The sequence below is a fragment of the Desulfosporosinus orientis DSM 765 genome (assembly GCF_000235605.1).
In the GTDB taxonomy this organism is placed as follows: domain Bacteria; phylum Bacillota; class Desulfitobacteriia; order Desulfitobacteriales; family Desulfitobacteriaceae; genus Desulfosporosinus; species Desulfosporosinus orientis.
Genome location: NC_016584.1, coordinates 592,617 through 606,490, shown reverse-complemented (window position 1 = coordinate 606,490; position 13,874 = coordinate 592,617). Strand labels below are relative to the sequence as shown.

At 45.8% G+C, this 13,874-nt stretch carries 8 protein-coding genes, 3 rRNA genes and 1 other annotated feature; of the genes, 2 read left to right on the top strand and 9 right to left on the bottom strand.

Features of this window, described 5'->3' with window-relative positions:
- Window positions 1-229: 229 nt before the first annotated feature.
- The 5 genes from DESOR_RS02975 to DESOR_RS02955 form a co-directional block, all read right to left on the bottom strand.
- Window positions 230-763 (bottom strand): group II intron maturase-specific domain-containing protein, encoded by a 534-nt coding sequence (locus tag DESOR_RS02975; RefSeq protein WP_081468456.1) that lies wholly within the window; start codon window positions 761-763, stop codon window positions 230-232.
- A gap of 357 nt (window positions 764-1,120) precedes the next feature.
- Window positions 1,121-1,236: ribosomal RNA gene (rrf, locus tag DESOR_RS02970) — 5S ribosomal RNA — on the bottom strand.
- Between the two features lie 126 nt (window positions 1,237-1,362).
- Window positions 1,363-4,276 (bottom strand): 23S ribosomal RNA (locus tag DESOR_RS02965).
- Window positions 4,277-4,681: 405 nt separating this feature from the next.
- A 16S ribosomal RNA gene (locus DESOR_RS02960) occupies window positions 4,682-6,247 on the bottom strand.
- Together the 16S, 23S and 5S rRNA genes form the textbook arrangement of a ribosomal RNA operon.
- A gap of 329 nt (window positions 6,248-6,576) precedes the next feature.
- Window positions 6,577-7,473, bottom strand: coding sequence for a DMT family transporter (locus tag DESOR_RS02955; RefSeq protein ID WP_014183129.1), 897 nt, complete (start codon window positions 7,471-7,473; stop codon window positions 6,577-6,579).
- A 114-nt stretch (window positions 7,474-7,587) separates the two neighbouring features.
- Here DESOR_RS02955 and ilvA point away from each other — a divergent pair, with 114 nt between their 5' ends.
- Entirely contained in the window at window positions 7,588-8,799 is a 1,212-nt protein-coding gene (gene ilvA / locus DESOR_RS02950) for a threonine ammonia-lyase (protein WP_014183128.1), read from the top strand.
- A gap of 1 nt (window position 8,800) precedes the next feature.
- On the opposite strand, the gene trpA is transcribed toward ilvA, so the two are convergent.
- The gene (gene trpA, locus DESOR_RS02945; RefSeq protein WP_014183127.1) at window positions 8,801-9,616 is read right to left on the bottom strand and encodes a tryptophan synthase subunit alpha; all 816 of its coding nucleotides are present in this window, start codon (window positions 9,614-9,616) and stop codon (window positions 8,801-8,803) included.
- A complete protein-coding gene (gene trpB, locus DESOR_RS02940) occupies window positions 9,609-10,838 on the bottom strand; it encodes a tryptophan synthase subunit beta (RefSeq protein WP_014183126.1) in 1,230 nt (409 codons plus the stop codon). Before trpB ends, trpA begins: the two co-directional genes overlap by 8 nt.
- Window positions 10,839-10,913: 75 nt before the next feature.
- Window positions 10,914-11,223: a binding site (T-box leader), on the bottom strand.
- Window positions 11,224-11,489: 266 nt separating this feature from the next.
- Between trpB and DESOR_RS02935 the strand changes: the two genes are divergently transcribed.
- On the top strand, window positions 11,490-11,975 hold the full coding sequence (locus tag DESOR_RS02935) for a GNAT family N-acetyltransferase (protein ID WP_014183125.1): 486 nt from the start codon (window positions 11,490-11,492) through the stop codon (window positions 11,973-11,975).
- Here DESOR_RS02935 and mnmM read toward each other — a convergent pair.
- Both mnmM and DESOR_RS02925 read right to left on the bottom strand, forming a co-directional pair.
- Window positions 11,962-12,537 (bottom strand): tRNA 5-(aminomethyl)-2-thiouridylate-methyltransferase MnmM, encoded by a 576-nt coding sequence (mnmM, locus tag DESOR_RS02930; RefSeq protein ID WP_014183124.1) that lies wholly within the window; start codon window positions 12,535-12,537, stop codon window positions 11,962-11,964. The two genes, DESOR_RS02935 and mnmM, sit on opposite strands and share 14 nt — an antisense overlap.
- A gap of 62 nt (window positions 12,538-12,599) precedes the next feature.
- Entirely contained in the window at window positions 12,600-13,772 is a 1,173-nt protein-coding gene (locus tag DESOR_RS02925) for an NAD(P)/FAD-dependent oxidoreductase (protein WP_014183123.1), read from the bottom strand.
- Window positions 13,773-13,874 lie beyond the last annotated feature (102 nt).

The window sequence follows — 13,874 nt, the reverse complement described above, 5'->3', positions numbered from 1 at the left end:
TATAATATAATTAGCATATTAAATAATTGCATGAAAATAATTTACCATCTTAAAGTGCCCTTATATGCTTCCGTAAAGTATAGCATACCCCAAGTATGATCGACCCTGGAAATTAAGTAGGAGGTGGGGTTTCCCCGCCGTCCTCTTAGTCGAGTAGCCAAAGGAAATTTCGCCCTCAACTTCTCATGGAACCGGACTTGAAAGTCTTCCCTCATCCGGCTCTTATCATTCAACTCAATTCTACACGTTTGTTACGGTATTGCCAGTGTGCAAATAAATTAGGCTCTCTCTTCTTCATTTCTGATAGCCATATTTCTGCTCTCTTTCTGTGTCCTCGAAATCTTTTTGATTTACACATTGCCCATTTGACCAACCGCCTGTTTACACAATCTAATGAATACTTGGTTGACTGGGGATTGTATTTACAGAAATAATTAATCCATCCTCTAACGATAGGATTTATTACTCCACCAATCATCTCAATCTTGCAGCCTGTTTTCCTATGTATTTCTAGCGATTTAATCTTCTCTCGAAAAGCCTTGTTTGAGTTCTTACTAGCCGACGCTATGAAGTTTACACCCCTATTGCCATTCTTGTAATTAATGAATACTCCTCTGAATGTGTATCCAAGGAAGTCAAATTCTGTAAGTTGGTATTGCTTCTTTCTATCTTTATCCTTACAGTACGCGATTCTAGTTTTGTCTGGATGTAGCTCTAGTAGGCAAGTTTGCACCCTTTCGTGAAGCGATTTCAGAATCTGCATTGCTTTTTCTTCTGTCTTGCAATGCACTACTGCATCATCTGCGCAGGGGCTATGCCCCAAGTATCATCGGCCCTGGAGGTCTTAACTTCCGTGTTCGGTATACGAAAAGCACGATAATGTCCGGTGGACATTATCGCCGAGCCACCCGCCACATAGGAATACTTCGTGGCGAAGGTGAGCTTTTCGCCACACTGCGTCCCCAGACGCACACTCCTGCAGTGTGGATCGAACGGGTGGAACCCCGACTCCCCAGATTCGTCAGTACTGACGAATCTAAAACTTGCCCTAGATGAGGTGGCAAAGATAACTAAAACAAGCGAAAGGCCATCTCATAAAGAGATGGCCTTTCGCTTGTTTACCTGGCGATGTCCTGCTTTCCCAGGGGCTATGCCCCAAGTATCATCGGCCCTGGAGGTCTTAACTTCCGTGTTCGGTATGGGAACGGGTGGAACCCCTCCGGCATTATCACCAGATGTTTGAGATTGTCACTTTCCATTGGATCATTCCCAATGGATCGCTGTTCTCTCAAAACTGCATAGATCTTCGCTTTTGCAAGTATTATCTTTGAACCTGAGCCACTTTAACCTTCCAGCAACTCTTAGGTCAAGCCCTCGACCGATTAGTACCAGTCAGCTCCACACGTCACCGCGCTTCCACACCTGGCCTATCTACCTGATCTTCCTTCAGGGGTCTTACCGAGCTTATTGCTCGTGGGAAATCTCATCTTGAGGCCGGTTTCGCGCTTAGATGCTTTCAGCGCTTATCCGATCCGAATATAGCTACCCAGCTGTGCCTCTGGCGAAACAACTGGTACACCAGGGATTCGTCCATCCCGGTCCTCTCGTACTAGGGACAGATCCTCTCAAATTTCCTGCGCCTGCGACGGATAGGGACCGAACTGTCTCACGACGTTCTGAACCCAGCTCACGTACCGCTTTAATGGGCGAACAGCCCAACCCTTGGGACCTACTACAGCCCCAGGATGCGATGAGCCGACATCGAGGTGCCAAACCTCCCCGTCGATATGGACTCTTGGGGGAGATAAGCCTGTTATCCCCAGGGTAGCTTTTATCCGTTGAGCGATGGCCCTTCCACTCGGTACCACCGGATCACTAAGCCCGACTTTCGTCCCTGCTCGACTTGTTGGTCTCGCAGTCAAGCTCCCTTTTGCCTTTACACTCTGCGCGCGATTTCCAACCGCGCTGAGGGAACCTTTGGGCGCCTCCGTTACTCTTTAGGAGGCGACCGCCCCAGTCAAACTGCCCACCTGATACTGTCCCTAACCCCGATTCAGGGGCCCAGGTTAGAATTTCAGTACAAAAAGAGTGGTATCCCACCGTCGACTCCACCAAGGCTGGCGCCCTAGCTTCTTAGTCTCCCACCTATCCTGTACATTTTATACCAAAATCCAATGTCAAGCTGCAGTAAAGCTCCATGGGGTCTTTCTGTCCTGTCGCAGGTAACCCGCATCTTCACGGGTATTACAATTTCGCCGAGTCCCTCGTTGAGACAGTGTCCAGATCGTTACACCTTTCGTGCGGGTCAGAACTTACCTGACAAGGAATTTCGCTACCTTAGGACCGTTATAGTTACGGCCGCCGTTTACTGGGGCTTCAATTCAAAGCTTCGGGTTACCCCTAACCTCTCCTCTTAACCTTCCAGCACCGGGCAGGTGTCAGCCCCTATACATCTCCTTTCGGATTAGCAGGGACCTGTGTTTTTGTTAAACAGTCGCCTGGACCTTTTCTCTGCGGCTCTTATTGCTAAGAGCGCCCCTTCTCCCGAAGTTACGGGGCCATTTTGCCGAGTTCCTTAACGAGGGTTTTCTCGCGCGCCTTAGGTTTCTCACCCCATCTACCTGTGTCGGTTTACGGTACGGGCACCTAGTCACTCACTAGAGGCTTTTCTTGACAGCTTGGAGTTGGTTACTTCGCTACTTATGTTCGCTCCCCATCACGTCTCAGATTCTCGCAGGGCGGATTTGCCTGCCCTACATCCTACTCGCTTGGGCCAGCTCGACCAACGGCTGGCTTAACCTATCCTTCTGTGTCACCCCATTGCTCAAACATTTCTAGGTGGTACTGGAATTTCAACCAGTTGTCCATCACCTACGCCTTTCGGCCTCGGCTTAGGTCCCGACTTACCCTGGGCGGACGAGCCTTCCCCAGGAATCCTTAGATTTTCGGCGGGAAGGATTCTCACCTTCCTTTTCGCATACTCATACCGGCATTCTCACTTCTATCCACTCCACCAAACCTTCCAGTTTGACTTCTCTGCTGATAGAACGCTCCCCTACCCCTGCGCATGAAGCGCAAGCCATAGCTTCGGTGATACACTTGAGCCCCGTTACATTTTCGGCGCAGAACCACTCGACCAGTGAGCTATTACGCACTCTTTAAATGGTGGCTGCTTCTGAGCCAACATCCTGGTTGTCTGAGCAATTCCACATCCTTTCCCACTTAGTGTATACTTGGGGACCTTAGCTGATGGTCTGGGCTGTTTCCCTTTTGACTATGAATCTTATCACCCACAGTCTGACTCCCAATCTAAACATAACGGCATTCGGAGTTTGATAAGGTTCGGTAACCTGGTAAGGCCCCTAGCCTATTCAGTGCTCTACCGCCGTCATTCATCAATTGAGGCTAGCCCTAAAGCTATTTCGGGGAGAACCAGCTATCTCCGTGTTCGATTGGCATTTCACCCCTACCCACAGCTCATCCCCTGCCTTTTCAACGACAGTGAGTTCGGGCCTCCAGTGGGTTTTACCCCACCTTCACCCTGGCCATGGGTAGATCACACGGTTTCGGGTCTACAGCATGTAACTCTTCGCCCTTTTCAGACTCGCTTTCGCTTCGGCTCCGACTTCCCGTCTTAACCTCGCTACATACCGTAACTCGCCGGTTCATTCTACAAAAGGCACGCCACTACACCTTACGTGCTGTGACTGCTTGTAAGCGCACGGTTTCAGGTTCTTTTTCACTCCTCTTCCGAGGTGCTTTTCACCTTTCCCTCACGGTACTGGTTCGCTATCGGTCGCTAAGTAGTATTTAGCCTTGGGAGGTGGTCCTCCCTGCTTCCCACGGGGTTTCACGTGTCCCGCGGTACTCAGGATTCCCTCACAGAATGTTTTCCTTTCGTCTACAGGAGTGTTACCTTCTTTGCTCGACCTTTCCAGATCTGTTCGACTAGAAATCCATTCTTAAAAGAGGGTCCTACAACCCCAGCCCCCAAGGGGACTGGTTTGGGCTCTTCCCCGTTCGCTCGCCGCTACTTAGGGAATCGATTATTCTTTCTTTTCCTCCGGGTACTTAGATGTTTCAGTTCCCCGGGTTGTCTTCTGAAGCCTATGTATTCAGCTACAGATAACCGGACATGACTCCGGTTGGGTTGCCCCATTCGGGTATCCACGGATCAATACCTGCTTACGATTCCCCGTGGCATTTCGCTGTTAACCGCGCCCTTCTTCGACTCTTAGCGCCTAGGCATCCACCGTACGCCCTTAGTAGCTTGACCTACTCTTGCTACTTTTAGGTTTATTCGAAACGTCTGTGTTACCAGACCTTTCGTTGTGAATTCTCGACTTTACTCGCATTTGCTTTTCTCTATGCAGTTTTCAAAGAACAACATGAGCTTAGTCCTTTTCGGACTAACTTCCCGTTAAAAATAAGGACTTCAAGTTAGGCAATTTGCCTTTCCCTCAATCCCGTGAGGTCCCATGATTTATCAAATTCCTTTGACGCCTCCTGGTCTCTCAAAACTAAACAACAGCTTCAATCCAATGAGTTGCCGATCCCTCGGCTTGAGTCCTTCGACTCTATATTGATCTTTCTCCAAATTTGGTTTTTACAACCTCATTTTTCGAAAGCACCGACCAATAGGATGTTCGTTTAAAGCTAAGCTTTAAACCGTTCTCCTTAGAAAGGAGGTGATCCAGCCGCACCTTCCGATACGGCTACCTTGTTACGACTTCACCCCAATCATCGGCCCCACCTTCGACGGCTAGCTCCCTTGCGGGTTACCCCACCGGCTTCGGGTGTTGCAGACTTTCGTGGTGTGACGGGCGGTGTGTACAAGGCCCGGGAACGTATTCACCGCAGTATGCTGACCTGCGATTACTAGCGATTCCGACTTCATGCAGGCGAGTTGCAGCCTGCAATCCGAACTGAGACCGGCTTTCTCGGATTGGCTTCACCTCGCGGCTTCGCTTCCGTCTGTACCGGCCATTGTAGCACGTGTGTAGCCCAGGACATAAGGGGCATGATGATTTGACGTCATCCCCACCTTCCTCCGGTTTGTCACCGGCAGTCTATCTAGAGTGCTCGACCTTACTCGTTAGCAACTAAATACAGGGGTTGCGCTCGTTGCGGGACTTAACCCAACATCTCACGACACGAGCTGACGACAACCATGCACCACCTGTCTCACAGCTCCCCGAAGGGCACCTCCATGTTTCCACGGAGTTCTGTGGATGTCAAGCCCTGGTAAGGTTCTTCGCGTTGCGTCGAATTAAACCACATGCTCCACCGCTTGTGCGGGCCCCCGTCAATTCCTTTGAGTTTCAACCTTGCGGCCGTACTCCCCAGGCGGAGTGCTTATTGTGTTAACTGCGGCACAGAAGGGGTCGATACCCTCTACACCTAGCACTCATCGTTTACGGCGTGGACTACCAGGGTATCTAATCCTGTTTGCTCCCCACGCTTTCGCGCCTCAGCGTCAGTTACAGTCCAGAAAGTCGCCTTCGCCACTGGTGTTCCTCCACATATCTACGCATTTCACCGCTACACGTGGAATTCCACTTTCCTCTCCTGTCCTCAAGATACCCAGTTTCCGATGCACTCTCAGGGTTGAGCCCTGATCTTTCACACCGGACTTAAGCATCCGCCTACGCGCCCTTTACGCCCAATAATTCCGGACAACGCTCGCCCCCTACGTATTACCGCGGCTGCTGGCACGTAGTTAGCCGGGGCTTCCTCCTTGGGTACCGTCATGTCTCCTCAATATTTTCAAAAAGACCGTTCTTCCCCAATGACAGTACTTTACAATCCGAAGACCTTCATCATACACGCGGCGTTGCTCCGTCAGACTTTCGTCCATTGCGGAAGATTCCCCACTGCTGCCTCCCGTAGGAGTCTGGGCCGTGTCTCAGTCCCAGTGTGGCCGTTCACCCTCTCAGGCCGGCTACTGATCGTCGCCTTGGTAGGCCTTTACCCCACCAACTAGCTAATCAGACGCGGGTCCATCCATAATCGATAGCATATTCAGAGGCCATCTTTCCTTATACCTTGATGCCAAGGCTTAAGATTATCCGGTATTAGCCCTCGTTTCCAAGGGTTGTCCCGGCTTTATGGGCAGGTTACCCACGCGTTACTCACCCGTCCGCCACTAAGAATTGTCTAAGCAAGCTTATTCAATTCTCCGTTCGACTTGCATGTGTTAGGCACGCCGCCAGCGTTCGTCCTGAGCCAGGATCAAACTCTCCAAAAAAAGTTATTTCAAACTTCTTTAAAGAAGATGATTGACTCATGATTTATTTCGAAACTCTTGCGAGTCTCTCTCATTGGCTGTCCTTGTTGTTTAGTTTTCAAAGACCAAAGACCATTTTGTTTTCGCCCTCGTTTGGGCCGGAACTATATCTTAGCATTTTCAACTTTCGTTGTCAATAGCTAATTTGTTTTGTTGAAATGCTCAAAGGCATCCCTTTGGTTTTCATTAATTCCCCCGATTGGGCGCTTGATTAGAATACCACTTTTATAATGAATTGTAAACTGGTATTTTAACCCAATAGCAACCGGCACTTTTAGCCGGTTAAATCCTCATAGCCTGTTATCCGGATAGGGTAAGTCCTTAATTGCCATGCTTTTATTCACTTTAATTGTTGCATATAAAACAGTGCTTAACACTATCACTCCACCAACGATCTCTTTAAAACTAAGGGCTTCTTTTAAAATAATGCCAGCAAAAAAAATCCCATAGACTGGCTCAAGACAAGAAATTATTCCGGCCGTTTGAGTTTTAATCCCTCTCAAGCTATTAATAAATAATGAATGGGACAATCCAGTGAAAATCACCCCTAAGATGACAAGCAAAACCACATCCCTGCTGCTGATTACAGGCTTTTGAAAAATTAAAAAGGGAGCTAATATGAGAGCGGCAAAAAATTGCTCATAAAAAGCAATTACTTCACCCGGGTATTCACTGACAAACTTTTTGTTAAGCATGGACAAAACAGCATAGGAAAATCCGGAAACAATCCCCCAGACAACCCCTTGAGTCGAATTATTTTCCAAATTAAACTGGGGAACCACAAAAATAATCCCTATAAAGGTGCCAAAGGCGAGAATAATATCTGAAAGCTTAATTCGATCTTTGCTAAGAAAAGGCTCGATAAAGGTTACAAAGATAGGAAATGTAGAAAAAGTAAGCAAGCCAATAGCAACAGTGGACATCTGGATGGATTTGAAAAAGGTCCCCCAATGAATCGCCAAGATTAACCCCATAGCTATTAAGCAAAAAATATCTCTTTGCCTTTTAATCTTAAACTGCTTTTTAAAAAGAATAAAAACTAAAAGTAAAAAGATACAGGAAAAGAGGACCCTTCCAAAGGTAATCATGGCTGAAGAAATCGTTAATAATTTGCCAAATAATCCCGACAAACCAAATAAAATAACTGCTAAATGAACCTCTAATAAACTTCTTTTCCTTGGATTCATGGTTAACCTCTCTTACCTCCCAGGATTCTCAGAGGATATCATAGATGCAGACCTAGATGAACAAACTAATAGAAACTCTCCCACCATATTAAATATTTCAGGAAGGTAGTTGTTATGAAGAATATTTCTTTCCAAGAAATTAAAAAAGCTCAAATAATACTCCAAGGAGTTTCCTATAATACAGCCTTAGTCTACAATCATGCTTTGAGCGATTTAAGCGGCAATCAAGTCTACGTAAAAATGGAGAACTTACAGCGTACAGGTTCTTTTAAACTTAGAGGGGCTTACAATAAAATCTCTAATTTAACTCCGGAGGAAAAACAGCGGGGCGTGATTGCTTCATCTGCCGGAAACCATGCCCAAGGAGTGGCCGTAGCTGCAACCCTATATGGAATTAAAGCAACCATTGTCATGCCAAGTCATGCCCCACTTTCAAAAGTATCCGCAACCCGAAACTACGGTGCGGAAGTGATTCTTCATGGCGAAAATTATGACGAAGCTTATAATGAGGCTTTGCGCCTTCAAGCAGAAACCCAAGCAACCTTTATCCATCCTTTTAACGATCCACTGGTAATTGCAGGTCAGGGAACCATTGGTCTGGAGATTCTCGACGATCTTCCCGATGTTGAAATTGTGGTCTTGCCAATTGGCGGCGGCGGGTTAATCTCAGGTATTGCTTTAGCAGTAAAAACTTTAAATCCTGCCATTAAGGTAATCGGTGTACAGAGTAAGAACAACCCGTCAATGGCAGAGTCCGTTGCCCAACAACACATCACCACTATTAAAGGTATCCCCAGCATCGCTGATGGGATTGCTGTAAAAACTCCCGGCGATTTAACCTTTGACCTGGTAAAACAGTATGTGGATGAAATCATAACCGTCGATGAAGACGAAATTGCCAGCACAATGCTTTTATTTTTAGAAAGTGCCAAAGTTGTCGCTGAAGGAGCCGGTGCTGCTGCAGCTGCGGGTATTATCCATAGCCTCAGTGAGTATAAAAATCGTAAAATAGCAGCGGTTATAAGCGGTGGAAATGTAGATGTTAACCTCCTGGCTCGCACCATCGACAAAGGGTTAGTTAACAAAGGCCGAAAGTGTTTTCTTACCACAGTTATCAGTGATCGGCCAGGAGCTTTGGCCCAGCTATTACAGTTGATTGCCTGTAAAGGGGCCAATGTCCTGGCAGTTACACACCGGCGGGAAACCTTAGATATCCCCATCAGTTACGCCAAGGTAGAGCTTGAATTAGAAACTACGGATCCAGCTCATGTGCAAAAGATAAAAACCTTAGTTGAAGAAAATTACTATCGGGTTGATGTTCAGTGAGTTAACCCTTAAGACCGGCCATCCATTGAAAAATTTCCTTTTCCTTGGCCATTAATTCTTCCTCTGTCCGACAATCTTTGTCAAGCTTGGCGAAAGCGTCGACCAGGGCACTTCCAACTACCACACCATCACAAACCTTGGCCAAGACTTGAACTTGCTCTGGTTTCTGAATTCCAAAACCAACACAGCGAGGAATTTTGAGGTTATTTTCTAAGCGCTTGATGAACTCACGAACATTAGGAGGAATTTCCACCTCACCGCCGGTAATACCATTTCGTGACAAGACATAAGCAAATCCCTCTGTCTCCCTGGAGACTGCCTCAACATCCTGCTCACGGCTGGTTTGGGCAATCATAGGAATAAACGTCAGCTTGCTGCCTACTCTTTTTCTGGTTCTGGAACGCAGTCCATGACCTTCCCGCCAAGGAAGATCCGGCAGAATAAACCCATCCACTCCGGCTTCTGCCGCATCTTCCACCATTCTGTCCCAGCCATAGCGCAAAAGTGGATTGAGATAACTCATGATGAGAAGGGGAGTATGGTGAGTTTTGCGAAAATCCCTCACAAGATCAAAGGTTTTTTTCACCGTCATTCCACCTTTTAAAGCTCTCTCCCCAGCAGCTTGGATGACGACTCCATCTGCCATGGGATCACTGAAAGGTACTCCCAGCTCCAGCACATCCACTCCGTGATCAGCTAATCCCTGTAAACGACGCAGGCTAATCTCTGCTGACGGATCTCCTGCCATAATATAAGAAATAAGTCTCGTTATACCTGCAGGCTTGCTCTTAAAAATACTATTTAGTCGTTCACTCATTGATCTGCCCTCCTTCCATATATTGAGCCAAGGTTTCTACGTCTTTATCCCCTCTTCCGGAAAGGTTTACGACAATGACTTGATCCCTCCCTAATTCTGGCGCCAGCTTTGCCGCATAGGCAACAGCATGGGCGCTTTCCAAAGCAGGCAATATGCCTTCTGTTTGACAAAGAAGTGAGCAGGCATTTAATGCTTCTTGATCAGAAATACTAACATACTCCCCTCGGCCGGTTTCTTTTAAAAAGCTGTGTTCGGGACCCACCCCCGGATAATCCAGGCCTGCTGAAACCGATGTGGTTACCACGATTTGCCCATCATCATCTTGCAGCAAATAACTATAGGCACCATGCAAAACACCGGGATCGCCCAAACAAAGAGTAGCAGCATTTTCTCCTGTGTTGTTTCCGGTCCCCCCTGCTTCAACACCAATCAGCCTGACATTGCTGTCATTGATAAAAGGGTGAAAAATGCCGATAGCATTACTTCCTCCACCTACACAGGCGATGATAGCCTCCGGAAGTTTCCCCACCTCATTGAGGGCCTGCTCCCGCGTTTCTTCCCCTATCACCGTCTGAAAATCTCTGACAATAGTAGGATAAGGATGGGGTCCTGCTGCCGTTCCAAAACAATAAAAAGTCTCCTCAACATTGGTCACCCAGTCTCTGAGAGCTTCATTAATTGCATCTTTAAGAGTACAAGACCCATGAGTTACTGTACGAACCTCCGCTCCCAGCAGTTTCATCCGCAAAACATTTAAGTTCTGTCTGCGCACATCTTCTTCTCCCATATAAACCACGCAAGGTAGCGCAAACAGAGCACACGCCGTTGCTGTGGCCACTCCATGTTGTCCTGCCCCAGTCTCCGCAATAACACGTTTCTTACCCATGCGCTTGGCAAGAAGAACTTGTCCCAAAGTATTATTAATTTTATGGGCACCCGTATGGTTGAGGTCTTCTCGTTTGAGGTAAATTCTTGCTCCCCCTAATCGTTCTGCTAAGCGCTTTGCTTCATAAAAGAGTGACGGCCGCCCCACATATCGTTGCAAAAGCTCCTTAAATTCGCTCTTAAAGCCCTCATCCCGGCAGGCATCCATATAGGCCTGCTCCAACTCTCGTAAAGCCGGTACTAAGGTTTCCGGAACATAGGCGCCTCCATAGGGTCCAAAATGACCACCTGTTTCATATCCTTCATCAGATATGACATGCCTTATTTCTTCTTGCATTCGATCTCTCCCTTTCACATTTTATATTGACCTTTATTACCAAATCCTTTAGATAAACAAAAAGAGCTTTCAGTCCAAAAGGACGGAAAGCTCCGTGGTACCACCTTAATTCGTATCAGCAACTCTTCTTGATTCATCCAAGCCAATGGAAATTGGACTTCAAGAAAAACCTCTGATACCTCTTCATTAAATCAGGTACGGAGAAAAGACATCTCGATACCCTTGTCTCTGTAACGGGAAACCCCCGGAATCACCTACTAGCCAGCGCTTTCGGATCACACCTCTGAGAACCATTCTGTCTAAGAGACTTGTATCAGACTTTCACCATCTCTGACTCGCTAAGACACTCTCAATAAGACATACTATTTCTCATCATCGGCCATCTGTGTATTGACATTTAAATTATAATATCGCTTATTATATGACAGATAATTACATCTGTCAATAGATTGCTGCCTTACATTTGCTTATCCTTTTTCACCCTATACATCACATCAGCCTTTTTTATGAGCTCATTAATTTATAGAAAGAAACACTCAACAATCTACAAATTTATAAAATATTAACTTATAATAAAAAAAAGCTTTTTCATTCATAGAAGAAAAAAAAAGCAAGAATCAGGCTTTAGAAGCTTAAGAAAAGAGTGTTATCATGATTTTTAGAAAAGCAAGGGAAGAAGAAAAAAACTTACTTTTTGAACAAGGTTACGCGGAATGGAGTAAAAATCGCTCCTTTGAACAATATTGTTCGGACAATCGTAAAGAAGATGCTTATGGCACAAGATATGTCCTGGATGAAAAAGGAGATATCCTTTGCTCTGCTATCTTACTAAAGTTCAATGATTCTATGGGGAAAAAAATTTATGGTGTTGGTTCTGTCTTAACACCGCCAAATCACAGAGGCAACGGTTATGCAAGTGAACTGTTAAAAAATTGCCTTAATCTAGTCCTTGACGATCAACGCATGATTTTCTTGTATTCGGATATTGACCCCAGCTTCTATGAGAAATTGAATTTCAGGCTCCTTCCTCCTCAATTGCAAAAATACGAAAAGAGTCCTTGCATGGTCATATGCACTGATGAAGTTTGGCATGAATTCTTAGCTTGCAATGAGAATATAGTTCCTAATTACTTTTAACCCTTTCAATGTAAATAAGTTCCGGGGGATTATTGATCTGGTTAGTAAAACAAACTTGCACAACATTAAATTCTTTTTGGTTTAAGGCCGATGTAAATTCATGTATGTCCACTTTTTCCAGCTTTCCATTCTCATGTCCCGGATAGATAATCAGCAAAATAACCCCGTTTGGCCTAAGCAATTCCAGACATTTCCCAATAGCTTCTATGGTAGTTTCACTTCTTGTGGTAATCTCATGGTTACCTCTAGGTAAATAGCCCAGATTAAATATGATAAGCTGAACCTTATCTTTAATATATCGATCAATTTTTTCGTGACCATCAAGAATCAATGTAGCTCTCTCAAGAAAATTTAAACCTTCAAGTCTTTTCTTAGTATTCAATAAGGCCTGCTCTTGAATATCAAAGGCGTACACTCGGCCTTCTTCTCCAACTAAGCTGCATAATAAAGCCGTGTCATTCCCATTCCCCATTGTACAATCAACGGCTATATCCCCTTTACTCAATTTCCGTTGGCATATTTTTTTCGCTATTTCAACAACATTGCTAATACTATTCTTCATAACCTATGAACTCTTCTCCTCACTAAGATCTTCTATACTAATAGGCCGTTATAGAGCCATTCTTACAGCATTAAGAACGGCTCTTGAATATTTCCAAAAAATCGTTGCGGGTGAAATAATTCCACATCAATAAGCTCTGTACTGCCGGTTAAAATCAAGTCTGCCGCAATTTGCCCGGCGGCAGGAGCATGCATAAAACCATGCCCGCTAAATCCGTTAGCCAAGAAGAGGCCTGATAATCCCGGTGCATAACCGAGAATCGGATGAAAATCAGGGGTTTGTTCACAGATTCCTGTATATGTGCGCAGCCATTTGACATTAATGACTGAAGGAATTGTATCCATTGCAGCAAGAAAAAATTTTTCGGCTGCTGATTTATCCACCATATCTGCCAAACCCGGCCAAGTTTCTCTATCCGTTCCTCCTAATAACACAGTTTTACCGCTGGCTTCCTGATGCATATAAAAACCTGACGCTAAATCAACAATGGTAGGATTAGCCTTAGGGACGTCTTTGGGATTTGTGCACACATAGACCTGACGCCGGTAAGGCTGGACAGGCAGGCTGATTCCCGCCATGGCTGCTACATGGGCCGCATATGGACCGGCAGCATTTACAACGAGTCCGCAGCTAATCTCCTCACCTTTAATCTCCACACCCTGGATAGTATCTCCATTTTTAATAAGTTTGGTCACTTCCCGATCAAAAAAGACCTCGGCACCTTTACGGCGAACCGCTGAATACAGCTCTGCCTGAACAGCATAAGGATCAGCATAGGCATCCCATGCACATAAAGATCCCCCCCCAAATCCTTCCCTATGGAGATAGGGGAAGTTTTCAATTAACTCCTGCCTGCTGAAAATCTTCACGGGAATCCCTTCTGCCACAGCTTGTTCTGCCGCCCTTTGTAATTGATCCCACAATTCTTCTTCAGATACCAGCATCAAGTACCCTTTTTCTTTGTACCAACTGGGAGCATTAAAGACTGAGTCAAAGGTCTGAAAGAATTCCCGGCTGAGTAAACTCAAGCGACGCAACTGAGGGCTCCGAAACTGGTAGTTGATCCCGCCGGTACATTTGCCTGTGGAACCCAATCCTAGAAGGGTATCCTTTTCCAATACTGTAATTGACAATTTAGGATCCCTTTGCAAGAGATGATAAGCAATACTTAAGCCGATGATACCGGCTCCTATGATAATTATATCCTGGCTGAGCTCCTTGCTGCCAATCTTCATGAACTTCCTCCCTTGCCTGTTCAGGAGATTTTTAAGTTCTTTCCTAACCTTTTATTCACTTCAACATATTCCCAGGTTTTCCTTCTTCAACACCAACATTAA